Origin of the sequence: Olleya namhaensis (genome assembly GCF_900114005.1) — a bacterium.
In the GTDB taxonomy this organism is placed as follows: domain Bacteria; phylum Bacteroidota; class Bacteroidia; order Flavobacteriales; family Flavobacteriaceae; genus Olleya; species Olleya namhaensis.
In genome coordinates, this window is record NZ_FORM01000007.1 from 137870 (window position 1) to 162993 (window position 25124).

A 25124-nucleotide genomic window follows, 5' to 3' on the forward strand; every position below is an offset into this window, starting at 1 on the left:
TCTTAATTTTTATGAAATAACCCGACTATAGCCAACCATTTATACTTTTAAAACCATCGTAATCCTTTATTAATACCAAAAAAAATTACTGAACCCATCTAAAGGTTAAGTTAATTCTTGGTAGAATAGGTTTTACTGTTTTAGGGATTTTGTGTTTCCAGTTTTCTTGTGTAGCACCTTGCATTATTAACATGCTACCGTGGGCTAACGGAATTTCGATACGTTTTAAATCCTTACGTGTGGCGTGTTTTAACTGAAACGGTCGTGTGGCTCCTAAAGTTACCGATCCAATTACCGTGTTTTTACGTTTACCGACTTCATAATCTTGATGCCAATCTACACTATCCTTTCCGTCGCGATAATAGTTAAGTAAGCAACGTGTAAACTTGACATCGACCTCCTGTTCTATACGTTCCTTGATTTTAATTAATTCTGCAGTCCAAGGACGTAACTTTGTTGTTTTTCCAACATAAGCAACTTCTAAATCCGTATCACCATACCATGCTGTAAGTCTAGGTAAATCTATTTGCTTACCATAAATAGCCATTTGGTCCTGCTCCCAAGTTGTATTATTTAATAGACTTGTATATAAGGCATTACTTTCTTCTATGCTGAAGAAATTTTCGAATAAAGTAACATCTGCACCTGGTAAATCAAATACTGTTTTTACGACTTGATCTGTAGAAAATAAGTTAGGTTGATTAAACACATCCATACTTTTATTGTTTATATATTAATCGAAAATAGGACTAAAAACTTACAGTAATTACTGCTTTGTTTTACTAGGTATTGCTTTGTTTTTCCTTAGGTCTTTAACAAAAAGAATCAACATAATTATAATAAAAAAAGCGAACGGTAACGACGTGATTATTAGTAAACGCTGTACTGCTTCTAAAACATTGATATCTGCCTTAATATTACCCAACAGTACTAAAGCTATGGTTGCTAATAAAATAAAAATAGACCAGATAACACGATGTGCTTTACTTGGATTTTTAGCGCCTTTATCTGTAAACATACTTAATACAAATACTGCCGAATCTACAGAAGTAATTAAAAAGCTGATCAATAATATAATTGAAGTTATGTTTAAAAATGTCGCAAACGGATAATGTTCAAAGAATACAAAAATGGAAGAAAATACGTTGCTAAATTCATTATTATAAGTTCCCCATTCTTCTATTAATTGAAAGGCAGAGGTTCCGAAAACGGAAAACCAGAAAAAAGTCCCCAAAGACGGAATGATTAAAACACCCAATAGCAGTTGTCTAATGGTACGACCTTTAGAAATACGCGCAATAAATATACCTGTAAATGGTGCCCATGCTAACCAAAAGGCCCAATAGTAAAAGGTCCAACCGGTTAAGAATTCTAAACCAGGATTATAATCGCCAAGCGCTAAACTCATGGGTACAAAGTCGATTATATAATGATATGTAGACGTAAAAAATGCTATTAAAATTTGTTTTACATCACTAGTAAAAAAGATAAATAACAAGATGGCAAAAGTGACAATGATATTTAAGTTCGAGAATATTTTAATCCCTTTATTAACACCTTGCCAAGCAGAATAACAAGCCACAGTAGAAATAAAAACACATAGCAAAATTGTAGTTATTAGTCCAAAATCTTGATTTGAAATATGATTTAAACCACCATTAATCTGCGTTGTTCCTAATCCGATTGCAGCAACCAAACCAAAAACAGTCGTTATAATAGTTATAACATCTACGCTGTTTTTTAAGGTCTTGCTTTTAACATCGTCTTCTATAGTTGCGCTTATTCTTACCTTCTTTTTCTTGACGTGCAAGGCGTAACCAACAATTACTGCAAAAAGGCCATAAAAAGCCCACGCTGTAAGTCCCCATTGGTAAAACGTAAACTCTAAAGCGACGGTGTGTGCAGATAAACCAGAAGTAAAAGGCGGATTTTGTTGCATAAAAACAGGCTCTTGCACTGCTCTTAACAAAATACCAGATCCCATTCCTGCACTATAAAGCATAGCAGTCCAAGACCATAAAGAGTATTCTGGTTTAGACGATGGTTTTCCTAGTTTTATTCGTCCATATTTTGAAAACGCAATTAACAAAAGTGCCAAAACACAACCAAAACCTAAATACAAATAAAAATACCCAAAATAGTTACGTACCCATAATGAAGCACTTTCAATAGCATTATAACTAGCTTCGGTAGCAAAAAACACAACCAATGTACACGCAAATATGATACTTACTGATATTGATAAAATGGAGTGTTTTTGAAGGTGTTTAAACATTAAAGGTGTTTTGATTTATTCAAAAATAGGGATTAGAATTTAAATCCTAATCCCTATTAAATAATTTATAACTGTATGGTTTTCTAATTTACCGTTTCTGTCATTTCATTTAAAATAAACTCGTCCACCTTACCTTCTGTTACTTTTAAATAGTGCGCTAAATATTTATTACCCATATGCTTTTGCCATAACTCACGATTCACCCATTTTTCATGAAATATAAAGAAGTTTGGATTCTCATTATCCTGATGTAAATCATAACTTATATTACCTTCCTCTGCTCTAGTAACATCTAAAAGTTTTAATAGTTCTGCTTTTACAAACGCTCTATGCTCCTCTTTTACTAAAATTCTTGCTACAATTGTTAAATACGATTTTTTCATGAGTAAAATATTTAAATAGATTTAAGATTAGTCTCAAATACAATACAAAGGTATGATTGAACTGAACCCTTTTAATGTACTTTAAATGGATAATAATGTATAAATAAAGGTTATGAGTATAAAAAATCAGGTTGTTATTTCTTTTTTTTCTAAATTTGAATAGAAATTGTAAACAATCAGACAGAAATGCAAGTAATTGAAGCTTTTAAACCTTTTGAAATACAAGAAATAGAATTAACAGACTGGAAACAACGTCCTGTTAAAAACAACTTTTTTGAATTGGTTTTAGTTAAAAATGGTACAGGAACGCAATGTATTAACTATAACGAGCACGCCTATAATAAAGGCAGCATCTTTTTGTTACCACCTTTAAAATGCCACTCATTTACAATAGCTCAACCTACACAATTTGTGTTTTTAAAATTCACAGATTCATTCTTTAAAAACATAAATCGCATTACTATTGATAGAAATGAATGGTTTAAAGAAGCCTCTTATATCTTATCAAATTACAACCAATTACCAGGAGATATTATTAAGAATGATGTAGATAGAAACCATCTAGAAAGCTTAATAAGTATGATTTTGCAAGAATCTAGAAACTACGGAGAATCGTCTATAAACCTTGTGACAAGCCTAATGACTAGCATTCTTGAAATACTAATTAGGAACATAAAAAAAGGGAGCTATTTTGAATTACCTAAAAATAATTCGGATGATAGAATTACAAAAATGTTAACTTATATTAATGAAAATATTGATAAAACAGAGTTGCTTAAAGTCGAAAATCTGTCCGATGTCTTTATGATGTCTCCAACTTATGTTAGCGAGTTTTTTAAAAAACAAGTGAATATGACTTTACGTGAATACATTATTAAAGCGAAGCTCAAATTAGTAGAAATAAGACTACTAAACTCTGATTTTACATTAACTCAAATTGCTGACGAGTTAGGGTTTACAGATGTTAGTCATTTATCTAAAACGTTTAAACGCTACGCTGGAACATCTATACGTGAGTTTAAAAATAATGGCGAATATATGTTACTAAAAAGAGGTGCTTGTGCTTCTAATATTAGAGCTTAATTATTTCTTATTTAATAACAAGTCTTTGATCTCTTTCAGCTCGTTTTCCATAGCTTCTTGTCTTAATTTTAAAGCGTCATTTTCGGACTTTAAAACCTGAATCTCCTCTGTTTGTTCTTGAATAGCTTTTACCATTGGCGCCATTAAATCGTTGTATCTTACACTTAGCATACCTTCGGTATCTTCTGTAATAATTCCGTTTATTTTTGAACTACTATTTTTTAATGTTTCTTGTAATTCCTGAGCTATAAAACCATACTCCAATTTATTCTTTTTGTCATTATTCCTGAAGTAAGATACTGGACGTAATTTGTTTATAAAATCTAGTCCTAAATCTGAATCTTCAATAGTGTTTTTCCAACGTCTATCAGAGGTTATCGTCCATGCTACTTGCACTCCTGCATATGTTATTGCAATACCGCCAATTCTAACTTGGTTATCTGCTGTTGGATCTGGTACAGAAGACAAATAACCTATCGCTGTATTATTACTTCCTGTTGTTACGTTATCTAAGGCTCTATGCCCCACAGCTGTATTAGCAACTCCTGTTGTAACTAATCTTGATGAGTGATACCCCAAACTAGTATTATTTGACCCTGAAGTACTTGCATTTAAAGCGATATACCCCATAGCAGTGTTATAACTTCCAGAAATATTTCTAGGTAGGGCACTATACCCAGAAGCAGTATTTCCTAATCCAATTGTATTATCACTTAGGGATGATCCTCCTAAAGCCGTATTATAGTTTCCTGAAGTATTTAAATTCATAGTGTTAACACCTATAGCAACATTCCTTATTCCATCTATATTACCGCTTAGTGCTCCTTGACCACTTACCGTGTTATAGTTACCGGACACATTGTTTAGCATTGCATTTAATCCTGTAGCCGTATTACCTATTCCAGTAGTATTATACAACATAGAATTGACTCCACTAACTGTATTATTCGAACCTGAAGTATTATTGCTTAGTGCGTTAGATCCTGAAACTGTATTATTAGAACCTGCTTCATTTAATCTGAGAGCCCCATTACCAATAGCTGTATTACCAACGCCCGAGTTATTAGTATAGAGGGAATTTGCTCCAACAGCAGTATTTCCTGTACCGGTTAAATTAGAATAAAGCGCGTTAGCCCCTATTGCTGTATCGCTACTTCCTGTAATATTATTAGTTAAAGAATTATACCCGTTTGCAGTGTTATAACTTGCGGTCGTATTAGACGCTAAAGCATTTACACCAGTTGCTGTATTATAATGCCCATTATTAGTTGAAAGCGCCAGAACTCCGATAGCAACATTACTACTTCCTGAGGTGTTTAATAATAAAGCATTTTCACCCAGAGCTGTATTATTACTTGCTGTTGTATTTGCATTAAGTGCATTTGCTCCCAAAGCAGTGTTATGTGCACCTGTAGTATTCGAATACAACGTGTTTGCGCCAACTGCAGTGTTTTCATTAGCAGTCTTATTAGAATACAGCGCATTAGTACCGACAGCGGTATTGTAATCACCACTAGTATTAAAAGTTAAAGATTCTGACCCACTTGCTGTGTTATGTGTTCCTGTTGTATTATCAAATAAAGAAAAAATCCCCGTTGCAGTATTATTAGTTCCTGTTGTGTTTTTAGTTAGTGATTGCATACCTAATGCTGTGTTGTTAGCTCCAATAGTGTTTTGATTTAGAGTTAATGACCCGACTCCTGTATTACCTGAACCAGACGTGTTATTAACCAGTGAACTAGATCCCAGAGCTGTATTAGAACTCGCTGTATTAGCAATAAGCGTATTGTAACCAATCGCTGTATTACTACTTCCTATTAAATTGTCCCTTAAAGCGTTTTGGCCAATAGCCGTATTTTGTCCCCCTGACGTATTTGAAGACATCGCATTTACACCAAAACTAGCATTCTCAGCTCCTGAAGTACTAAGCGGTAAACCATTAACCCCAAATGAGACATTATTAGAATCTAATAAACCTGCTTGTGTGCTATTTCGTTTAAAAATAACATTTTGATCGTCTGTAGTTCCTATAAAATTTACGGATTCATTTGTTCCAGAATTCCCTAAAATATTCCAATCAGTGCCTGTTGTTTTTGCAGTTGCTAATTGCAACCACTCCGTACCACTCCAATAAAAATACCCAGGAATGACATCCGCAATAGTAGCAGTATTATAGACTAACAAGCTAGCTACTGGCGATGTTATTGTAGTTGTATCAGCGGAGGACGTTAAATTAACTCTAGGAATCAATAATCCCTTATCAGTACTAGTTACATCTAAAATAGCTGATGCATCCGGTGTTGTTGTATTAATCCCTACTTGAGAAAAAGAATTTAGTGTACAGAAAAATAATAGTAAGCGTAAGTATTTCATTTATAGCAACTTTAATTTGGGCGATGCAAATTTAGGCGATTATACTTACCGTTCGTCGATTCTATTTCAAAAATAACGTGTTTTAACATATTTTTTAATACATATAACCGAATATCCATGAATAATAGAATTTAAATCTTTTATGTATAATTCTGTATGCTAATAATTTAAACAGATGAATAACGTAAAATCAAAAATTCTGTTTAACGTATTTGAATAGTAAAAATATAACATTTATGATTTAATTATCACGAATAACCCTACAAAACAAATACTTAGCATGCTTTTTAACTATGTTTTTAATGCAGGATAGATTTTTATTCGGTTAAACAAAACTATATTATAGATTAAATCTAAATTAGTTTACCACATTTTAATCAAACTATTTTTTATATTTATTGAACCAAAGACTACTAACCTACAATTAATGACAATTAAAAAAATTAGCACATTACACTTTTTAAAAAAAAACAATGTTTTTGATATTCTTTTTTTTGTTGCTTTTTTTACTGCTATAACCATGAGTATTACCCTTACGGTTAAAAAAGACATGATTTACATTTCTCCGATAGTCATCTTAGCCATAATTACTAAATACTTGAGTGTTACCAAAAAGAAAGCCGACCCTTTATTTTTATTGGCATTACTTGCTTTTTTAGGCCTAAATATTTTAAGCTTTTATTCTTTTAATAAATACTTTAACGCTATCAGCCTTTTAACATCAGGTTATTTAATTTTATTTACACTAATACTTAAAAAGTATTTAGTAAAAAGTAGATTAAAATCTTTTCTATCGTTATCTGTTATTATTGGTTTTTTCCTTGTTGGTTATATTATATACGCGGTCGTGGATTTGCTAATAGGGCAAATCCCTAATTCAAATTTAATTTATGTGTTTATTTGCGCATTGTGTTTGTTTATTTATGCAGCCACATTTGCCATGATTTATATTAGTGATAACTACTCTAATGGTACTGTTTTATTAGCTTCAGGTGTTGCCACCATATTTAACTTAGGCTTATCCCCTATAAACGAGTACTTTTTATACAACCAGACGTTTACGGTTTTAATCCTTATTTGTCATTACATGTCACTTTATCTTTTTATGAGATTTATTTCAACAACTAAAGTAATAGACACTAAAGACGTCAAAAGAAAATATTTTTAAATGCTACTGCTTACCGCTTTTAAATAACTTATTGTAAACCACTTGCATACTCTTTTTCGACACTTCGATTTAGAGAAAATTGTAAACTCTAACAATTAACATTTTTTAAGAAACAGGTATACATATATATCCTAAATTTGCCCACTTAAATTAATTATCAAGAATCTCAATAAAAGGAGATAGCAACCTGCAATAACAAGCAAGGTGCTAAATAGATAAGCCATTAATTGGAACAAATGTTAACACATCTTTCTTATTACTTGCTTGTTTATTCCTTTTTAAAATGAATAAAGTAAAATGGCAAATTCAAAAAAAATCATTCCCAAATTATCAGCTTTAATACCACTATTCGTATTTGTATTCACGTTTCTAGGCGCTGGTATTTATCAAAACGATTTTTATGCACTTCCAGCTCCAATAGCTGTAATAGTAGGAATTATCGTTGCTTTTTTAATATTTAGGCAGTCTATAAATTCTAAAATTAAAACGTTACTAAAAGGTTGTGGTGATGACAAAATACTTACCATGTGTTTAATCTATCTTTTAGCTGGTGCATTTGCAACTATTACCAAAGCGACAGGTAGTGTTGATGCAATTGTTAATTTAGGCCTTGATTTTATAGCGATTCAATACATTTATTTTGGTGTTTTTATAATCGCAGCCTTTTTATCTGTTTCTACCGGAACTTCCGTTGGTGCCATTGTCGCTTTAGCTCCAATAGTAATTGGTTTTGCGGATAAAAGCAGTGCTGATCTTGGTATTTTATGCGGTGCATTATTAGGAGGAAGTATGTTTGGAGACAACTTATCTGTAATCTCTGATACAACTATTGCTGCCACACAATCCTTAGGTGTTAAAATGAGTGACAAGTTTAAGCAAAACATAAAAATTGCGCTCCCTGCTGCCCTATTTACTATTGTCATATTGATCATACAAGGTTTAGGATTAGAATCTAACTTGGAAGACACTACCGTTTATAGTTATTCTGTAATCAAGATACTTCCCTACTTACTAGTTATCACACTTTCTATAATAGGTGTAAATGTATTTGTTACACTACTTTTAGGTGTAATTTCGGGAGGTCTTTTAGGGATTATTTATGGTGATTTCACATTAATTGAATCTACTAAAATTGCTTATACCGGCTTTACTAGTATGACCGAAATTTTCTTACTTTCTTTATTAACAGGAGGTTTAGCTGCTTTAGTTTCTAAAAACGGAGGGATTGAATATATTCTAATTAAAATAAAAACATTAATCAAAAGTAAAACGTCAGCTCAGTTTGGTATTGCTGCATTAGTTAGCACCATTAACCTAGCAATTGCAAATAACACCGTATCCATTATTATTGCTGGTCCAATTGCAAAAACAATAAATGACGAGTATGATTTAGACAACAAAAAAACAGCTTCAATATTGGATATTTTTGCCTGTATTACTCAAGGACTCTTACCTTATGGTGCTCAAGTATTAATGATTTTAAGCTTAACTAATGGAAAAATTAATTATTTAGATTTAGTGGCTAACACATGGTATCTATTGCTTTTACTAATCTACACATTGCTATTTATCAGCTTTAAACCATTACGATTAAAGTAAGTGTTAAAAGATTTTTTTAAACTAAAAAGGAGGATAACCCTAAGATTATCCTCCTTAACCACTAATCAACCAAACCAATTCTTAATTCATTTCAATAACACCTACTACTTCATAAGCTCTAGTGCCATCTATTTGTACTTTCTCGTATAGAATATTAGCATATTCGTAAAATGTCTCGTTATTAATTACCACTTTTTCGTAATCTTCAGGAAGCTCATATACTACAGTTCCAACTTCTGGATCAACAACCTCATATTCGTTATTTACTTGTGTGTAAAATATACCATGCGCATTATAATAATTGTGACTATTAAAACGTACTCGCTTATAATTTGTAGGTAATACTTTTATTCTAAAACCAACCTTTGGTGCAATAACAATATAGCGACCTCTAGACTGTGTATAATACTTATTATTAGCGTAATAATAGTTTTGTCCTTTATGTTTAACAACAGTTCTATTTGGTACTGTTCTAACCGAGGCTACTTTACGTTTTTGTGTTTTGTAAGTCACTTTAGTACTTGGCACTCTACTATTAACGGTGCTTCTTTTTGTAGTTGTTGTGGTTACCGATTTCTCTTTAGTGCTGCGTTTAGTTTGTGCAGACACTTGAGTTGTTATTGCTATTAAAAAAGCGAATGGGACGACGTATGTTTTAATTAATGTTTTCATAATTTTAAATTTTTAAGATTAAACGTTACATAATACTTTGACTTTATTTTGTATTAATAGTTTAAAGATATACGTATAAAGTATCTTAAAAAAAGTGAATAGTCGAACTTACAAATCACATCTACCAATTAGTAAATTATATAGATGTAATTAAAATAAAAAGTAAAAACTATAACGAATTACTATTCACAAATTCTAGAAAAGCAGGTTTATATTGCTCAGAAACAGTAATGCGTTGGTTATTGATAATAATCTGACTACGCTCAATAACTTCAATGTTTTTTAATGATACAATAAAAGAACGATGCACACGTAAAAATTGAGTTTCGAGTAATTCTTCTTGCAAAGACTTTAAGCTCATTAAGGTTAAAATAGGCTTCGGGTTATCCTTTAACCAAATTTTAATATAATCCTTCAGGCCTTCAAAATATAAGACATCAGACAGCTTTATACGCAATTGTTTGTATTCTGATTTTACAAAAAGAAATTCTTTTGCTTCGGAAACTTCGTTTTGTGATTTTCCTTTTAACAACGAGAAATAATGATTTGCTTTATTGGCGGCTGCTAGAAACTCGGCATAATCAAAAGGTTTTAACAAATAGTCCAAAGCTTCAACTTTAAAACCTTCCAAAGCATATTGATCAAAAGCAGTTGTAAAAACCACACGTGTTTCTTTAGGCAGCATTTTAGAGAACTCCAAACCTGTTAAATCTGGCATTTGTATATCTAAAAACAACAAATCAACAGGTTGCTCTTTTATAAACTCCATAGCCTCAATAGCACTACTACATTTTTGCTTTAGTTCTAAAAATGGTGTTTTTTCCACATAACTTTCTACTAAATTTAAAGCCATCGGCTCATCGTCCACAATAACACACGATATTTTTATATTGCTCATAATTTAATTGGTTTCAATTTTTAAAGTGACTAAAAAGCGGTCATCTTTTAAAATGGTTTTAAAGTTGAATTTATCCGAATACAATAATTCTAAGCGCTTTTCTAAATTCTGAAGTCCTATACCAGAGCCACTTTTATCGTCAGTTTTCTTTGGGAAATTATGGTTTTCAACTGAAAACAAAACAGTATTATCATCACAAGTCATGTTAATATCAATAGTACTTGGTTTAGTCGCCGAAACACCATGTTTAAAAGCATTTTCGATTAATGAAATAAATAATAAAGGTGCTATTTGTATACCTGTTTCCCCGGAAGGGAAACTATAATTAACAGTCGTTTTATCCGACACTCTTAAGGTCATTAAATCAATATACTTTTTAAGAAAATCGATTTCTTTACTAAGCGGAACCACTTCTAAATTAGTCTCATACAGCATATAACGCATTAACTTACTTAAACTGTGAATCGAAGATTTTGCTTGATCTGGCGAAATATCAACTAAAGAATAAATGTTATTTAACGAATTAAAAAAGAAATGTGGTTGCAATTGATAATGCAAATGCTGTAACTCCGACTTCAATTTAAAATTAGCTGCTTCCTTACGTTCTGCTTCTGTTTTAGCCCAACGTTTTGTTGATTTTAATGCTACTGAAAAAAACAAAGGTGCTAAATAAGATAACAATTGAATATATACCGCCATTTTAAATGGAGGGGCTGTTCTCTCGGTATTTGCGAGACGCTTTTTTAAAATATCTTGAAAGTAGTTATCTTCAATATATTCTTTTAAAAACAAGAACAATCCTATCAATGCAATATTTATTACTATAAAAAACAACGTTTTTTTAGGAAACAAAAAACGATCTATCAACACAAAGTAGTTGAAGTAAAAGATAATTGCAGAAAAGAACAAAGGAATCCAAAAATGTGCTTTAACTCTATCTAATTCTTGATCTTGACTATAAGATAACAAGTAAGGCAAACTGACTAATGTTAGCCAAACTAGTAGATGTAAAAAGATGGTTATGTTTTTATTCTTGTACATTAACTTTAATTTAATTTTACTATTCTTTTGTTACAAAAAGGTCTATTTACTCCTGTACAATTGCATTTCCTGCAACACCATTTAGACATTTTATTACTTGATTCCCTCCTGGTTCTCCAGCATGATAATGATAACCTCTAGTTTCGTCTTCATGACCTCCACAATCATCTAGGTCTGTTGGTTTATGGTCATTTTCGTCTAAAAGTGCATAAATACCAAAACCATCAATAGCATAGCCCAACATTGGGGCATGCACATCTGCTTGATTTAGTTCTTTAGTAAATCCTGTAGCTGCATGATAGTGATAACCACCATGCGGATTTACATGTCCTCCTTGATCATCTAAAGGCGCAATAGTATGTGCAGCCAATATAGCTTCTGTTGGTGCTGGTGGATCAAAATTAACACCATTAAAAGCGACACCAATCGCACCTCTTCTAAAGCGTTGTTTATTATTTGTATAAACTGGTGTCACCGGAATAGTATACGTTGTTACTTGGTCTTTATAATATTTAGGTAAACACTCTACACAATAATTTTGATAGGCTTCTTCCACATCTGGCTTTGCTGCTCCTTCGCATTCTTCTTGTGTAGCGGTATACTTTACGCTGCCATCTTCTCTAAACACTTTCCATTCATCATCTTTATAAAACTCTGCTAATTCTGCAATAAAATGACCATCTACATCATAGACTTTTCCATCTTCAAACCAAATACCTCCTTTTTCTTTAGCATCATCAATATGTCTTGGGCACCAAGGTCCCATTTGATGTTCCGATGGTCTTGAGTTGGTTTTAAATACATAGCATAATGTTGGTGTTCCGTCTAGTTCCACGGTTTCCTGAGTAATTTTCCCAATAATATTATCTGCGATAAAGTAATCTGGATTTACTGAAACAACTTTAACTAACTCTGTGTTTTTATCTGATTTACAGGACGCCAATACAACAGTCAATGCTAAAAGTAAAAATGATTTTAAATGTTTGCTGGTTTTCATGTTTATCCGTTTTATTAATAAGTTAGAATCACGAGTCTTTACTCGTAACGCAAAGCAGTTATAGGATCTAAAGCCGATGCTTTTCTAGCTGGATACCATCCAAAAAAGATACCTGTTACAGCACATACTGCAAAAGAAATGACAATAGAATACATAGCCACGCTTGTAGGCCAATTTAAGAATTTTTCTATGAATACCGTGGCTCCAAGCCCTAATAATACACCTAAAACACCACCAGTTATGCTTATTAAAATGGCTTCTATTAAAAATTGCATTAAAATATCGGAGCCCTTTCCTCCTACAGCCATACGTAACCCAATCTCTTTGGTACGTTCTTTTACGGAAACATACATGATATTCATAATCCCAATTCCTCCAATTAATAAAGAGATACTAGCTACCGCAACTAGCAGTATTGTAAGCATTTCGCTGGTTGAACTAAAGGTTGAAATTAACTCTTCCATAGAACGCACAGTAAAATCGTCTGTATCACTATCGGTTAATTTGTGTTGTTCTCTTAAAATTTTAGAGACTTCTAAAACAGCATTTGGCGCCTCTTCCTCACTGATAGCAGATGACATAATCTGATTTAAATGATCGATAGCTAAAATACGTTTTTGCACCGTTGTATAAGGTGCAATAACTACATCGTCTTGATCTTGACCAAAGGTGTTTTCTCCTTTTTCTTCTAAAACACCTATGACTTTAAACGGAATATTATTAAAACGAATCATTTGCCCTACAGGCTCTTGACCATCAGGAAATATATTATCTACCACAGTTTGACCTATTACAGCCACTTTAGAGGCTGTTTGAACCTCAGCATCTGTAAACATGCTTCCACTTTGTAAATCGACCACTTTAATGTTTAAATACTCAGGGTTAACACCGTAAATCGAGGATGGCCAGTTGCTAGACCCATTAATAACTTGTCCTTTACCTTCTACCACTGGCGTGCTATAACTTAGTAAAGTCGATTGCGCTTTAATGGCTTTATAATCACTTAAAGTCAGCGATTCCATAACACTTGCCTCTTGCCTTACACCGCCTCGGGTGTCTGCGCCTGCTTTTATAGTTATCATATTAGATCCCATACTTGATATGGTAGTCCGAATGCTCTCTTTGGAGCCTTCTCCAATAGCTAACATTGCAATAACAGAAGCCACACCTATAATAATCCCAAGCATCGTTAATAAGGTTCTTGTTTTATTAAGAATGATGGCTTTTGTTGCGATTTTAAATAAATTTAATAGTCTCATCTGTTTATATTTAGTGTTTTTTTAAGGTCAAATGGAATGCCACAATTACATATAAATTCATATTAGAATTTTGATATGGCATTTCATAATTAACCGTCTTGTTTAGGTAGTTTGGCCAATTCATTTGCTGCAGATTGAATATTATGATTATCATAATCCTGCATCACTTCACCATCTTTTAACACAATAGTTCTGCTGCTAAATGTAGCTATATCTGGCTCGTGCGTAACAAATGTGATTGTAATCCCTTGTTTGTTTAACTCCTGAAATAACGCCATAATCTCATAAGACGTTCTTGTATCTAAATTTCCTGTGGCTTCATCAGCTAAAATCATTACTGGATTATTAACCAACGATCTAGCAATAGCCACACGTTGTTGTTGTCCTCCCGAAAGCTGCGAAGGTGTATGATGCAATCGCTCGCCCAAACCAACCATCTCTAAAGCTTTGATTGCACGTTCCCTTCGCTCTTCGGAATTTACTTTACTGTTATATAATAAGGGCAACTCTACGTTTTCAATAGCCGATGTTCTAGCTAATAAATTATAAGATTGAAAAATGAAACCTATTTTTTCATTTCTAATAGTTGCCAATTCATTTCTAGATAAATCTTTGACTCTTACACCATCAATTTCATAGGTTCCAGAAGTTGGTTGATCTAAACATCCTAAAATGTTTAACATCGTACTTTTTCCAGAACCACTTGATCCCATTATAGTGACAAATTCTCCTTCTTTAATATCAAACGAAATACCTCTTAATGCATGAACCGTCTCGGTTCCCATGGTAAACTCTCGTTTTAAATCTTCTATTTTTATGATTGCTTTACTCATGATTAATTATTTTTTCCTGTTACCTCCTGGTTTTTGCGGCATAAACGGACTTTCGCTTTTAGCGGAAACACTGGCCTCCGATTTTGAAACGCCTTTTAAACTATACACAAGTTTATCTCCTTCTGAAACACCACTTACCACTTGCACATTTACACCATCACTTGCGCCAAGTGTTACTGTTTTAGGTGAAATAGTCCCGTTACTTTCCAATACCCAAAGTGTTGTTCCTTCTTTAGTTCTTTCAGTGTTATTAGCTTCTAATTGATGTTGCAAATTATAGCTTGCAAAGACTTCTTTTTCTGGTTTAAAGTTTATGGCTTTAGCTTCCGCAGTTAATACATCATTTAATTCTAATGTGTAAATTGAAATAGTTGCTGTTAATCCTGGCTTCAGTTTTAAATCTGGATTATCTGCTTTAATTACAACGGTGTACGTTACTACATTTGAAGTAACCGTTGGGTCTAATCTTACTTGTGTTACTTCACCTTCAAAGGTTTCACCTAAGTAAGCATCGACTGTAAATGTGACGCGTTGTCCTTCTTTTACTTGTCCTATATCTGCCTCATCTACATCTGCCTCTACTTGCATTTCTTTTAAATCTTGTGCAATAGTAAATAGCGTTGGTGTACTTAAACTTGCTGCCACCGTTTGCCCTTCGTCAATAGCTCTAGATAAAACCACACCATCGATAGGCGAATAAATATTAGCATAACCTAAATTAGTTCTGGCTTGTTGTAAATCTGAATAACGTTGCGTCACCGTTCCTTTTGCTGTTTGATAGTTGAAAGTCGCATCATCAAAATCTGATTTACTGATCACTTGATTATCAAATAACGTTTTCTGTCTGTCGTAAATCGTTTGCGTATAATTTCTTTGGCTAACCGCATTATCGTACGCTGCTTGTGCTTGCGTTTTTGCTGCATTTAAATTGGTTTTATCCAATTCGGCAATCAACTGTCCTTCCATAACCACACTGTTATAATCCACATATATTTTTTCTACAACTCCAGACACTTGTGTACCAACCTCAACTTGCGTAATAGGCTCCATTGTACCTGTTGCAGTAACCATGGTGGTAACATTAGCCTTTTTAGCTAAAACGGTCTTAGCTTCAATTACAATAGCATCGTCTCCTTTTAATAATGCGTATCCTGCAATAGCGAGTACTACAAGTACAATACTTACTATTATTATATTTTTTTTATTTTTCATGAGTTTATATATTTTGTTTTTTGTTCGGTCACATGGTGCTTCCATATAATCATTTCCGTAGATATCGAATTTAAATTATGGAAGTTTCATGGTATTATGGTTTAAAGTTTAATGTCGTTTCCTTGATAAAATTGTAATAATTGGTGGTATAAAATATTTAAGTATTTAGATTGTAAATAGTTTTGTTGCGCATTAGTGAATGTGTTTTGACTAATCACTAAGTCCGTTGTACTTAAACCTCCTAACTCATACTTTTTCTGTGCTAGTTTATACGATTGCTCTGCTGCAGTTTTAGAGGCTTCCGCAGCAATGACTTGTTCTTGCGCAGACACTGCGTTTTGATACGCTGTTTCTACTTTTTTATAAACTTCTTTTTCTGCACCTTGCTTTTGTATTTGTGCTTTCTCTATGTTTACAGTAGCGGTTTGAACTGCTGCTTTGGTTTGATTTCGATTAAAAATGGGGATTGTTAAAGACAGTCCTATTTTCTGATTAAAATTTATATCAAACTGATCTGAAAACGTATTATCATTAATACTTGTGTAACCAGAACCAATGCTTCCTGTTAATGACAACGTTGGTAAAAAGCCACCTTTTGCAATATCTAATTCTTTCTCGTTTGCAGCTATGTTTAGTTTACTTGCTTGTATCTCTGGTAAAAAACCAATAGCGTTATTGTATAACTGGTTTTTATCAATTTCTAGATTAATTAAATCCATGTTTTCATCAATGGTTTCGATCTCTAAATCTTCTAAAGGCGATAATTCTAATAACTGCTTTAACTGAATGATGTATTGTTGGTAATCATTTTTAGAAGCAATAACGTTGTACTTGTTTGTAGCTGCTTGACTTTGTGCTTCAGTATAATCGCTTAATGCAATAGTACCAGCATCTAAACGTGCTTTTGCTCTTAGTACTTCTTTTTCTGAAGCTGCTAAGTTATTTTCCGAAATAGCGATACTTTCTTTACTATAAAGTGTTTGTAAATAGACTTCTAGAATGTTTAACTCAATGTTATTTTTTTCTACTTCTTCCAAAAACACACGTTGCTCTAATAGTAATTTATTTTGTTTAATTTGATTGCTAATCTGGTTGCCCTGAAACAAGGTCATAGTACTATTTATACCAACATTAGTACTGTTTATTTGATCTGTAACATAACTACTTGTAATAGGATCAATAGTGTTTCCGCTAGAAAAACTTTGAGATGCACTACCAAACAAGTTTGGTAATCTTGACGATTTTGCTTTACTATAATCAATTTCGGCAATGCTTTTATTTAAAGCAGCTTCCTTAACCGTTATGTTATTTTCTATAGCGTAAGTGATGCAATCTTCTAACGACCACACTTTAGATGCAGTGGTAGTTGAAGCGTCTTGTGCAAAAGAAAACTGCACGAAGAATAGACTTGCTAGGATTAGATATAATTTCATTTTTTTGAGTGTTTTGATTTAACACTTCAAAGATGAAACTATATGTAATCTTATTATAAAGCGATAGACGTTTGAGGCAATTGACTATACAAAAGCCCGTTATTTATCGATGAGATTTTTTCGGCTTTAGCCTAAAAACAAAAACAGCATCTAATTACCTTAGATGCTGCTGTATTATAAAGTTAAAAACCGTTTTAGTTTTTAAGAGATTTCATGTCAATTACAAAACGATATTTAACATCGTTACTAGTTACACGATCGTAGGCTTTATTAATATCTTGCATATCAATAAGCTCAATATCACTAATAATATTGTGCTCTCCACAAAAATCTAGCATTTCTTGAGTTTCTTTAATTCCTCCAATTAAAGATCCTGCAATACGCTTGCGTCCTCCTATAAGATTACCTCCATGAAAAGGTTTTAAAGCCTCTATTGCACCAACTAACACCATTGTAGCATCAATTTTAAGCAACGTTAAATAAGGATCCATTTCATGACCTACAGGAATGGTGTTTAAGATAAAATCGAAACTTCCTTGATGCTTCTTCATAGCCTCAGCATCTTTAGACACCAATACTTCATGTGCTCCTAATCTTTTAGCATCTTTACCTTTTTCTGGAGAGGTTGTAATCATAACAACATGTGCTCCTAAAGCATGTGCAAACTTAACACCCATATGTCCTAATCCACCAAGACCAATAACACCTACTTTATCTCCTTTTTTTACTTTCCAGTGACTTAAAGGGGACCAAGTTGTAATTCCTGCACATAATAATGGTGCTGTTCCTGCGTCGTCTAAATTCTCAGGAATACGTAATACAAATTTCTCATCAACAACTACAGAGGTAGAATACCCACCGTATGTTTGTTTACCTTCAATATGCTTATCAGGACTATTATAAGTCCATGTTGTTCCTTTTTCGCAAAATTGTTCTAAATCTTGTTCGCAAGAAGAACACGTTTGGCAAGAATCTACTAAACATCCTACACCTACTTTATCTCCTACCTTGTATTTAGTAACACCTGCACCAACTTCTAAAACACGACCAATAATCTCGTGTCCTGGCACTACCGGATATGTTGATCCTTTCCAATCGTTTCTAACGGTGTGTATATCACTATGGCAAACACCACAAAACGTAATATCAATTTTTACATCGTCTGCACCCACAGCTCTTCTCTCTATATCTAAAGGTTTTAAATCTTCTGTTGCTGCTGTTGCACCATATGCTTTTACTGTTGTACTTGCCATAATTATGATTTTTTAAGAGTTACAATTAACTCGATTTCTGTATTTAATACTTTTGAAATTGGGCATACTTCCTTTGCTTTTTGAGCAATCTGTTGGAACTGTTCTGCGTCAATTTCTGGAACATCACCTACTAAATTTAATGTAATTTTAGTAATTGCACCATCTTCAAAAGTAACGGTAGCGTCTACATCTAAAGTAGTTGCTGTAAATTTATTTTCGTTTAATAAAAAGCTTAACTGCATTGCAAAACATCCTGCATGTGCTGCTCCTATTAATTCTTCTGGGTTTGTTCCTTTTTCACCATCTTCAAATCGTGTATGAAATGAATACGCTGTTTTATCTAAAACCTTACTAGCTGTTGTTAGGTTTCCTTGTCCATCTTTACCACTACCTTTCCATTCTGCATTTGCTTTTCTTGTAAATTTCATGTTGTGTGTTTTAAGTTAAACTATTTATTAATTATTTAGTTGCATTTGGATAATCTGTATATCCTTTTACTCCTGTTGTATAAAACGTGTCTTGATCCCACTCTGCTAACTCTAAATTGTTTTCAAAACGTTCTACTAAATCTGGATTAGAAATAAATGGCTTTCCGTAGGCTATTAAATCTGCATCACCAGCCTCCAACACTTTGTTTCCTTTGTCTTGATCAAACGCTGTGTTAATCATTAAAGTACCGTTATATAATGGTCTAAAGTGTTTTGCTATTTCTGTAACAGCAAAAGGAATTTCAGAAACATCTGTAAACGGTTCTGATAAATGTACGTAAGCTAAATTATAATCGTTTAATTTTTTGATAATATATTCAAACGTTGGGATTGTCTCTTTATCCATAGTAATACCAAATAACCCATCTAAAGACGGATTAAAACGTGCGCCTATTTTTTCTTGAGGAATCACCTCTTTCATAGCATCTAAAACTTCAAAAAAGAAACGTGCTCTGTTTTCTATACTTCCTCCATAGTTGTCTGTTCTCTTGTTAGACGTACCATTAAAAAATTGCTGAAACAAATAGCCATTTGAAGAGTGAATCTCCACACCATCAAATCCTGCTTTTACTGCATTTGCTGCTGCGTTTTTAAAATCTTCAATTGTTTGCTTGATATCTTGGATAGTCATTGCTCTTGGCGTAACTGTATCTTTAAAACCTTCTGGCGTAAATGATTTAGCGTTTGGATTTAAGGCTGAAGCCGAAATTGGTAGCTCTCCATTATGAAAATCTGGATGCGACATACGTCCAACATGCCATAGCTGAATAAAGATTTTTCCACCTTTGTCATGTACACGCTTCGTTACTTTTTTCCAACCTTCTACTTGGGCATCTGTATGAATCCCTGGTGTATGAATATATCCTACTGCCTGAGTTGATACTTGAGAACCTTCAGAAATAATTAAACCTGCCGAAGCACGTTGCTCATAATACAAGCCTTGTAATTGATCTGTAGCGACTTTACCTTCGTTATCTGCACGACTACGTGTCATGGGTGCCATAACTAAGCGGTTTTTAAGATTAATATTTTTATTATATGGAGTTAATAGGGGTTGTTTGCTCATTGTAAATAATGTAAGTTGTTAATTATAACAAAGTTACATTACATGCTAGCCAATATCATTGATGTAAGTCAATTAAGATAGATTTAACTTTTAATAAGCCTTCGGACTCTACTTAAATTTTCTGGTGTGACCCCCAAATAATTAGCTATATCATAATTTGGCACACGATCCTCTATTAAAGGATACGAGGCACAAAACTCTAGATAACGCTCTTTAGTGTTTTTTTCTTGCGAAGATAATATACGCTTACTCTGCGCTATGAATGCTTTAGTAAGTAGCAATCTAAAATAACGTTCATATATTGGGGCTTGGTCATAGATTTTTTGAAGATTATCATAACTAACAGATAACAGGTGTGCATCCTCTATGGCTTCGATATATAATTTAGCTGGCGTTTGATTAAAAAAGGCTTCAAAATCGCCTATCCACCAGTTTTCTACTGCAAACTGTATGATGTGACTATTGCCTTTATCATCTAAATAATACGCTTTTAAACAGCCTTTTACCACAAAATACTGATGTTTTACATGAGTTCCTGATTTAAGTAAAAACTGCCCTTTAGAAACAGACACTTGCGTTAAAACAGAATTAAATAATTGCAGATCGTCTTGAGATGGCGAAATGTGATTAGTGATGTGTTTTACAATAGGTGCATGCATAGTGCAAAGATGGTATTTTCTAAATATTAAATACTAGTTTAACATAACTTTGTTTATAGATCAAAAAACATTTAATAAATTTACAATTAATTATGAAGCAAGTATTACATAAAATAATGTCTTTTGCAATGGCTTTGGTAGTGTTACTATCTACAATGTCATTCACATTTAACATGCATTATTGTGGCGATACTTTAGTAGAAACAGCACTATTCCAAAAAGCAAAAGGCTGCGGAATGGAAATGATACAACCAGCAAAAGAAGGTTGTGTTATTACAAAAAAAAGCTGCTGTAGTGACGAACAACTTGTTGTAGATGGTCAAAATGAGCTTAAGCTTAAATTAGATCAAATATCTTTTGAGCAACAGTTTTTTATTGCTTCATTTGTTTACACCTATAGCACTCTTTTTGAAGGTGTAGAAAATAACACCGCTACGTTTGAAACGTACCACCCACCACTCGTCAGAACGAAAATATTTAAGTTAGACGAGACGTATTTAATCTGATTTTAAAACAATAGACTGTATTATCCAGTGATTTATATCATTAGGATAATGTACTGTATTCGGTGTTTTCCTATTTGGAATGTCACCTCTTTCTAATTGTTTTAAACATTAAACTTTATGCTAAATAGAAGCATTAAATTTCTAATAGAAAATAAACTCGTAGCTGTATTATTGCTAGCCCTTTTTATTGGTTGGGGAACTGTAAATGCACCATTTAATTGGGATACTGGCTTTTTACCAAGCGATCCTGTTGCTGTAGATGCCATTCCTGATATTGGCGAAAACCAACAAATTGTATTCACAAAATGGGATGGGCGATCGCCTCAAGATATTGAGGATCAAATTACCTATCCATTAACTTCTTCCCTATTGGGAATTCCTGGAGTAAAAACCATTCGTAGTTCGTCTATGTTTGGATTCTCTAGTATCTACGTCATTTTTGAAGAAGATGTTGAGTTTTACTGGAGTCGTAGTCGTATTTTAGAAAAGCTAAATTCTTTACCAAGTAACTTATTACCAGAAGGCGTAAATCCTGCTTTAGGACCGGATGCTACAGGTTTAGGGCAAATATTTTGGTACACTTTAGAAGGTCGTGACGCAGACGGAAACGTGACTGGCGGTTGGGACTTACAAGAACTAAGAAGTATTCAAGATTACTATGTAAAATACGGTTTATCATCTGCTAGTGGTGTTGCTGAAGTCGCTTCTATTGGTGGTTATGTTCAAGAATATCAAGTCGATGTTAATCCCGAATTAATGCGTCAATACAATATTGGTTTAAACCAAGTTGTAAAAGCAGTTAAAAATAGTAATCAAGACATTGGTGCCCAAACATTAGAGATTAATCAAGCAGAATATTTAGTACGTGGTTTAGGCTATGTAAAATCTGTTGAAGATATTGAAAATGCTGTAGTGACTTCAGCCGACTTTACTTCCATTAAAATTAAAGATATTGGTAAGGTTACCTTAGGTCCTGCTGCACGAAGAGGGATTTTAGACAAAGAAGGTGCAGAAGTTGTTGGTGGTGTTGTAGTGGCAAGATATGGCGCCAATCCTATGGAAGTCATTACCAATGTAAAAGCTAAAATTAACGAATTAAAAGGTGGTTTACCTTCTAAGGTTTTAGCAGATGGACGCACCTCTCAATTAACGGTGGTACCTTTTTACGATCGTACAGAACTGATTGTAGAAACCTTAGACACCCTTAAGGAAGCATTGACATTAGAGATATTAATTACCATTTTGGTGATTATAATAATGGTATTTAATTTAAGAGCTTCCATTTTAATTTCAGGATTATTACCAGTTGCTGTTTTAATGGTTTTTGTTGCCATGAAACTGTTTAACATAGACGCTAATATTGTTGCGCTTTCGGGTATTGCTATTGCTATTGGAACTATGGTTGATGTGGGCGTCATACTCGCCGAAAACATGATTCGACATCTGGACGACAATGAAAATGTCATTCCGACAGCGCGAGGCACGAGCGACGAGGAATCTCTTCAGAATAATCACAATGCTGTTGAAAATAATAAACTGTCAATAAACGAAATCATTTACAACGCTACTGCGGAAGTGTCCGGTGCTATTTTAACTGCCGTTTTAACTACTATTATCAGTTTTGTACCCGTATTTACTATGATTGGTGCAGAAGGGAAATTGTTTAGACCTTTAGCCTTTACAAAAACGATGGCATTATCAGCCTCTTTGGTGATCGCCTTGTTTTTAATTCCACCTTTTGCAGCGTATTTATTTCGAAAAACAACATTAAAAAATTCCTTTAGATATTTTTTAAATGGCGTTTTAATACTTGCGGGAATTGTAATTATTATTTACGGGTTTTGGTTAGGTTTACTCTTAGTGGCTTTCGGAATCACTGGTTTATTAGGTGTTTTAGGTAAAATAGATAAGAAGAAAATCAACCTCATAAATATTATTATTTCCTCGATTGCAATTGTTTTTCTACTTGCCGAATATTGGAGACCATTAGGTTTTAACCGCAGTATCATTGTCAATCTTATTTTTGTCGCCATTATTTGCTTCGGAATTTTAGGTGTGTTTTCTATTTTTAGAAGGTATTACAGTCAGATTTTAAACTGGGCTCTAGCCAATAAAGTATTGTTTTTAATAATTCCTGCGACCGTTCTTATATCTGGATTTTGGATTATGAAAAATACAGGAAAAGAGTTTATGCCTTCCTTAAATGAAGGTTCATTTTTATTAATGCCAACCTCCTTGCCTCATGCTGGTGTTGAAGAAAACAAACGTGTACTTCAGCAATTAGACATGGCGGTTGCGACTATTCCAGAAATTGAAACTGTAGTCGGAAAAGCTGGTAGAACAGATTCACCTTTAGATCCTGCACCTTTATCCATGTATGAAAACATGATTCAATATAAATCGGAATACATGCGCAATTCCGAAGGAAAAAGACAGCGTTATAAAGTGAATGCTGACGGGTTGTTTGAGTTGAAAGATGGACGTTTTATTGGAAATCCAAATAGCACTAAAAATGTCACCTTGAGCGCAGTCGAAAGGTCTCAACTTATCGAAGATAACAACGGTGAATATTACAGAAACTGGAGACCAGAAATTAAAAGTCCTGATGATATTTGGAACGAAATTGTACGTGTCACCAAATTACCAGGCGTGACGTCTGCACCAAAATTACAACCTATTGAAACCCGATTGGTCATGCTACAAACCGGTATGCGTGCGCCAATGGGAATTAAAGTAAAAGGTCAAGATTTAAAACAAATTGAAGCGTTTGGCTTAGAATTGGAACGACTACTAAAACAAGCGGAAGGCGTTAAAATAGAAGCTGTTTTTGCAGATAGAATTGTTGGAAAACCTTACTTACTAATTGATATCGACAGAGAAAAAATAGCCCGTTATGGTATTTCAATAGCAGATGTACAAAGTGTTTTAAAAGTAGCCATTGGTGGTATGGCATTAACACAAACCGTTGAAGGACGAGAACGTTATGCTGTAAGAGTGCGTTACCCAAGAGAGTTACGTGGTAATCCGGAAGATCTAAAAGACATTTATATTCCTGTTGAAACGGGTAGTCCTGTTCCTTTAAGTGAATTGGCAACCATTAAATACGAGCAAGGTCCACAAGTCATAAAAAGTGAAGACACCTTTTTAGTTGGGTATGTCTTGTTTGATAAATTGGATGGTTTTGCAGAGGTTGATGTTGTAGAAAATGCACAAGCCTTGTTTCAACAAAAAATAGAATCTGGAGATCTAATTGTTCCAAAAGGAATCAGTTACAAATTTACTGGTACTTATGAGAATCAATTACGTGCAGAAAAAACATTGTCTGTGGTTGTTCCGTTGGCATTGGCTATCATCTTTTTAATACTTTATTTTCAGTTTAAATCTGTTAGCACATCATTAATGGTATTTACCGGAATTACAGTTGCGTTTGCTGGTGGTTTTATAATGATTTGGTTATATGGTCAAGATTGGTTTTTCAACTTTAGCTTGTTTGGTGAGAATATGCGAGACCTCTTTAACATGAAAACCATTAATTTAAGTGTTGCTGTTTGGGTTGGTTTTATTGCACTATTTGGTATTGCTACCGATGATGGTGTGGTTATGGCCACCTATCTAACACAAACTTTTGATCGCGAAAAACCGTCTGACAAAAAAAATATTAGAGCTGCTGCTTTACATGCTGCCGAAAAACGTATTCGTCCGTGTTTAATGACTACAGTAACCACCATTTTAGCGTTGTTACCCGTTTTGACATCCACAGGTAAAGGAAGTGATATCATGATTCCGATGGCCATTCCAATATTTGGAGGGATGGTTATTGACATTACCTCCTACTTTATTGTCCCGGTTTTATATAGCTGGAGAGAAGAGATTAAAGTGAAAAGGCTTCAGAAAAAAGAAAATATAGATTAGACTAAAAAACATAA

The 25124-nt window shown here is 33.5% G+C and carries 21 protein-coding genes and 1 riboswitch; of the genes, 5 read left to right on the top strand and 16 right to left on the bottom strand.

Going from position 1 to position 25124, the window contains the following annotated elements; translation table 11 throughout:
- Nucleotides 1-85 precede the first annotated feature (85 nt).
- From BMZ09_RS12005 to BMZ09_RS12015, 3 genes are all read right to left on the bottom strand, one after another.
- The gene (locus BMZ09_RS12005; protein ID WP_090840916.1) at nt 86-715 is read right to left on the bottom strand and encodes an alpha-ketoglutarate-dependent dioxygenase AlkB family protein; all 630 of its coding nucleotides are present in this window, start codon (nt 713-715) and stop codon (nt 86-88) included.
- Between the two features lie 51 nt (nt 716-766).
- The gene (locus BMZ09_RS12010; protein WP_090840918.1) at nt 767-2275 is read right to left on the bottom strand and encodes a BCCT family transporter; all 1509 of its coding nucleotides are present in this window, start codon (nt 2273-2275) and stop codon (nt 767-769) included.
- A gap of 83 nt (nt 2276-2358) precedes the next feature.
- Nucleotides 2359-2658 carry a putative quinol monooxygenase gene (locus BMZ09_RS12015; protein WP_090840921.1) on the bottom strand — a complete coding sequence of 100 codons (300 nt, stop codon included), beginning with the start codon at nt 2656-2658 and terminating at the stop codon, nt 2359-2361.
- A 186-nt stretch (nt 2659-2844) separates the two neighbouring features.
- Between BMZ09_RS12015 and BMZ09_RS12020 the strand changes: the two genes are divergently transcribed.
- A complete protein-coding gene (locus BMZ09_RS12020; RefSeq protein WP_090840923.1) occupies nt 2845-3741 on the top strand; it encodes an AraC family transcriptional regulator in 897 nt (298 codons plus the stop codon).
- Here the strand turns inward: BMZ09_RS12020 and BMZ09_RS12025 are convergent, their stop codons facing one another.
- Nucleotides 3742-6114 carry a tail fiber domain-containing protein gene (locus BMZ09_RS12025; protein ID WP_090840925.1) on the bottom strand — a complete coding sequence of 791 codons (2373 nt, stop codon included), beginning with the start codon at nt 6112-6114 and terminating at the stop codon, nt 3742-3744. It lies immediately after the preceding gene.
- Between the two features lie 427 nt (nt 6115-6541).
- Between BMZ09_RS12025 and BMZ09_RS12030 the strand changes: the two genes are divergently transcribed.
- A complete protein-coding gene (locus tag BMZ09_RS12030; RefSeq protein ID WP_090840927.1) occupies nt 6542-7282 on the top strand; it encodes a hypothetical protein in 741 nt (246 codons plus the stop codon).
- Nucleotides 7283-7431: 149 nt separating this feature from the next.
- A riboswitch (SAM-I-IV-variant riboswitch) is annotated at nt 7432-7529 on the top strand.
- Between the two features lie 50 nt (nt 7530-7579).
- Nucleotides 7580-8881, top strand: coding sequence for a Na+/H+ antiporter NhaC family protein (locus tag BMZ09_RS12035; protein WP_090840929.1), 1302 nt, complete (start codon nt 7580-7582; stop codon nt 8879-8881).
- An 81-nt stretch (nt 8882-8962) separates the two neighbouring features.
- Here the strand turns inward: BMZ09_RS12035 and BMZ09_RS12040 are convergent, their stop codons facing one another.
- The 12 genes from BMZ09_RS12040 to BMZ09_RS12095 all read right to left on the bottom strand — a co-directional run bounded on the left by BMZ09_RS12040 (nt 8963) and on the right by BMZ09_RS12095 (nt 20692).
- Nucleotides 8963-9553, bottom strand: a complete 591-nt coding sequence (locus BMZ09_RS12040) for a DUF6515 family protein (protein ID WP_090840931.1) — start codon at nt 9551-9553, stop codon at nt 8963-8965.
- A gap of 169 nt (nt 9554-9722) precedes the next feature.
- Nucleotides 9723-10451 (bottom strand): LytR/AlgR family response regulator transcription factor, encoded by a 729-nt coding sequence (locus BMZ09_RS12045; protein WP_218143723.1) that lies wholly within the window; start codon nt 10449-10451, stop codon nt 9723-9725.
- A gap of 3 nt (nt 10452-10454) precedes the next feature.
- Nucleotides 10455-11492 (bottom strand): sensor histidine kinase, encoded by a 1038-nt coding sequence (locus BMZ09_RS12050; protein ID WP_090840933.1) that lies wholly within the window; start codon nt 11490-11492, stop codon nt 10455-10457.
- Between the two features lie 46 nt (nt 11493-11538).
- The gene (locus BMZ09_RS12055) at nt 11539-12489 is read right to left on the bottom strand and encodes a YHYH protein (protein WP_090840936.1); all 951 of its coding nucleotides are present in this window, start codon (nt 12487-12489) and stop codon (nt 11539-11541) included.
- A 38-nt stretch (nt 12490-12527) separates the two neighbouring features.
- Nucleotides 12528-13748, bottom strand: coding sequence for an ABC transporter permease (locus tag BMZ09_RS12060; RefSeq protein ID WP_090840938.1), 1221 nt, complete (start codon nt 13746-13748; stop codon nt 12528-12530).
- Between the two features lie 89 nt (nt 13749-13837).
- Entirely contained in the window at nt 13838-14581 is a 744-nt protein-coding gene (locus BMZ09_RS12065; protein ID WP_090840940.1) for an ABC transporter ATP-binding protein, read from the bottom strand.
- 6 nt (nt 14582-14587) lie between these two features.
- A complete protein-coding gene (locus BMZ09_RS12070) occupies nt 14588-15793 on the bottom strand; it encodes an efflux RND transporter periplasmic adaptor subunit (protein ID WP_090841162.1) in 1206 nt (401 codons plus the stop codon).
- A 101-nt stretch (nt 15794-15894) separates the two neighbouring features.
- Nucleotides 15895-17226, bottom strand: a complete 1332-nt coding sequence (locus BMZ09_RS12075; protein WP_090840942.1) for a TolC family protein — start codon at nt 17224-17226, stop codon at nt 15895-15897.
- A gap of 194 nt (nt 17227-17420) precedes the next feature.
- Nucleotides 17421-18479, bottom strand: coding sequence for an NAD(P)-dependent alcohol dehydrogenase (locus tag BMZ09_RS12080; RefSeq protein WP_090840945.1), 1059 nt, complete (start codon nt 18477-18479; stop codon nt 17421-17423).
- A 2-nt stretch (nt 18480-18481) separates the two neighbouring features.
- Nucleotides 18482-18907: an OsmC family protein gene (locus tag BMZ09_RS12085; RefSeq protein ID WP_090840947.1), complete on the bottom strand. Its 426-nt coding sequence runs from the start codon at nt 18905-18907 to the stop codon at nt 18482-18484.
- A 31-nt stretch (nt 18908-18938) separates the two neighbouring features.
- Complete coding sequence (locus tag BMZ09_RS12090) at nt 18939-20033, bottom strand: alkene reductase (protein WP_090840949.1); 1095 nt, start codon at nt 20031-20033, stop codon at nt 18939-18941.
- An 83-nt stretch (nt 20034-20116) separates the two neighbouring features.
- Nucleotides 20117-20692 carry a Crp/Fnr family transcriptional regulator gene (locus BMZ09_RS12095; RefSeq protein WP_090840951.1) on the bottom strand — a complete coding sequence of 192 codons (576 nt, stop codon included), beginning with the start codon at nt 20690-20692 and terminating at the stop codon, nt 20117-20119.
- 92 nt (nt 20693-20784) lie between these two features.
- Between BMZ09_RS12095 and BMZ09_RS12100 the strand changes: the two genes are divergently transcribed.
- A complete protein-coding gene (locus tag BMZ09_RS12100) occupies nt 20785-21198 on the top strand; it encodes an HYC_CC_PP family protein (RefSeq protein ID WP_090840953.1) in 414 nt (137 codons plus the stop codon).
- Nucleotides 21199-21315: 117 nt separating this feature from the next.
- A complete protein-coding gene (locus BMZ09_RS12105; RefSeq protein ID WP_090840955.1) occupies nt 21316-25110 on the top strand; it encodes an efflux RND transporter permease subunit in 3795 nt (1264 codons plus the stop codon).
- Nucleotides 25111-25124 lie beyond the last annotated feature (14 nt).

Bases quoted from the DNA above. Each gene is read 5' to 3' on its own strand.
- BMZ09_RS12005 (WP_090840916.1), bottom strand. From the start codon at position 715: ATGGATGTGTTTAATCAACCTAACTTATTTTCTACAGATCAAGTCGTA.
- BMZ09_RS12010 (WP_090840918.1), bottom strand. From the start codon at position 2,275: ATGTTTAAACACCTTCAAAAACACTCCATTTTATCAATATCAGTAAGT.
- BMZ09_RS12015 (WP_090840921.1), bottom strand. From the start codon at position 2,658: ATGAAAAAATCGTATTTAACAATTGTAGCAAGAATTTTAGTAAAAGAG.
- BMZ09_RS12020 (WP_090840923.1), top strand. From the start codon at position 2,845: ATGCAAGTAATTGAAGCTTTTAAACCTTTTGAAATACAAGAAATAGAA.
- BMZ09_RS12025 (WP_090840925.1), bottom strand. From the start codon at position 6,114: ATGAAATACTTACGCTTACTATTATTTTTCTGTACACTAAATTCTTTT.
- BMZ09_RS12030 (WP_090840927.1), top strand. From the start codon at position 6,542: ATGACAATTAAAAAAATTAGCACATTACACTTTTTAAAAAAAAACAAT.
- BMZ09_RS12035 (WP_090840929.1), top strand. From the start codon at position 7,580: ATGGCAAATTCAAAAAAAATCATTCCCAAATTATCAGCTTTAATACCA.
- BMZ09_RS12040 (WP_090840931.1), bottom strand. From the start codon at position 9,553: ATGAAAACATTAATTAAAACATACGTCGTCCCATTCGCTTTTTTAATA.
- BMZ09_RS12045 (WP_218143723.1), bottom strand. From the start codon at position 10,451: ATGAGCAATATAAAAATATCGTGTGTTATTGTGGACGATGAGCCGATG.
- BMZ09_RS12050 (WP_090840933.1), bottom strand. From the start codon at position 11,492: ATGTACAAGAATAAAAACATAACCATCTTTTTACATCTACTAGTTTGG.
- BMZ09_RS12055 (WP_090840936.1), bottom strand. From the start codon at position 12,489: ATGAAAACCAGCAAACATTTAAAATCATTTTTACTTTTAGCATTGACT.
- BMZ09_RS12060 (WP_090840938.1), bottom strand. From the start codon at position 13,748: ATGAGACTATTAAATTTATTTAAAATCGCAACAAAAGCCATCATTCTT.
- BMZ09_RS12065 (WP_090840940.1), bottom strand. From the start codon at position 14,581: ATGAGTAAAGCAATCATAAAAATAGAAGATTTAAAACGAGAGTTTACC.
- BMZ09_RS12070 (WP_090841162.1), bottom strand. From the start codon at position 15,793: ATGAAAAATAAAAAAAATATAATAATAGTAAGTATTGTACTTGTAGTA.
- BMZ09_RS12075 (WP_090840942.1), bottom strand. From the start codon at position 17,226: ATGAAATTATATCTAATCCTAGCAAGTCTATTCTTCGTGCAGTTTTCT.
- BMZ09_RS12080 (WP_090840945.1), bottom strand. From the start codon at position 18,479: ATGGCAAGTACAACAGTAAAAGCATATGGTGCAACAGCAGCAACAGAA.
- BMZ09_RS12085 (WP_090840947.1), bottom strand. From the start codon at position 18,907: ATGAAATTTACAAGAAAAGCAAATGCAGAATGGAAAGGTAGTGGTAAA.
- BMZ09_RS12090 (WP_090840949.1), bottom strand. From the start codon at position 20,033: ATGAGCAAACAACCCCTATTAACTCCATATAATAAAAATATTAATCTT.
- BMZ09_RS12095 (WP_090840951.1), bottom strand. From the start codon at position 20,692: ATGCATGCACCTATTGTAAAACACATCACTAATCACATTTCGCCATCT.
- BMZ09_RS12100 (WP_090840953.1), top strand. From the start codon at position 20,785: ATGAAGCAAGTATTACATAAAATAATGTCTTTTGCAATGGCTTTGGTA.
- BMZ09_RS12105 (WP_090840955.1), top strand. From the start codon at position 21,316: ATGCTAAATAGAAGCATTAAATTTCTAATAGAAAATAAACTCGTAGCT.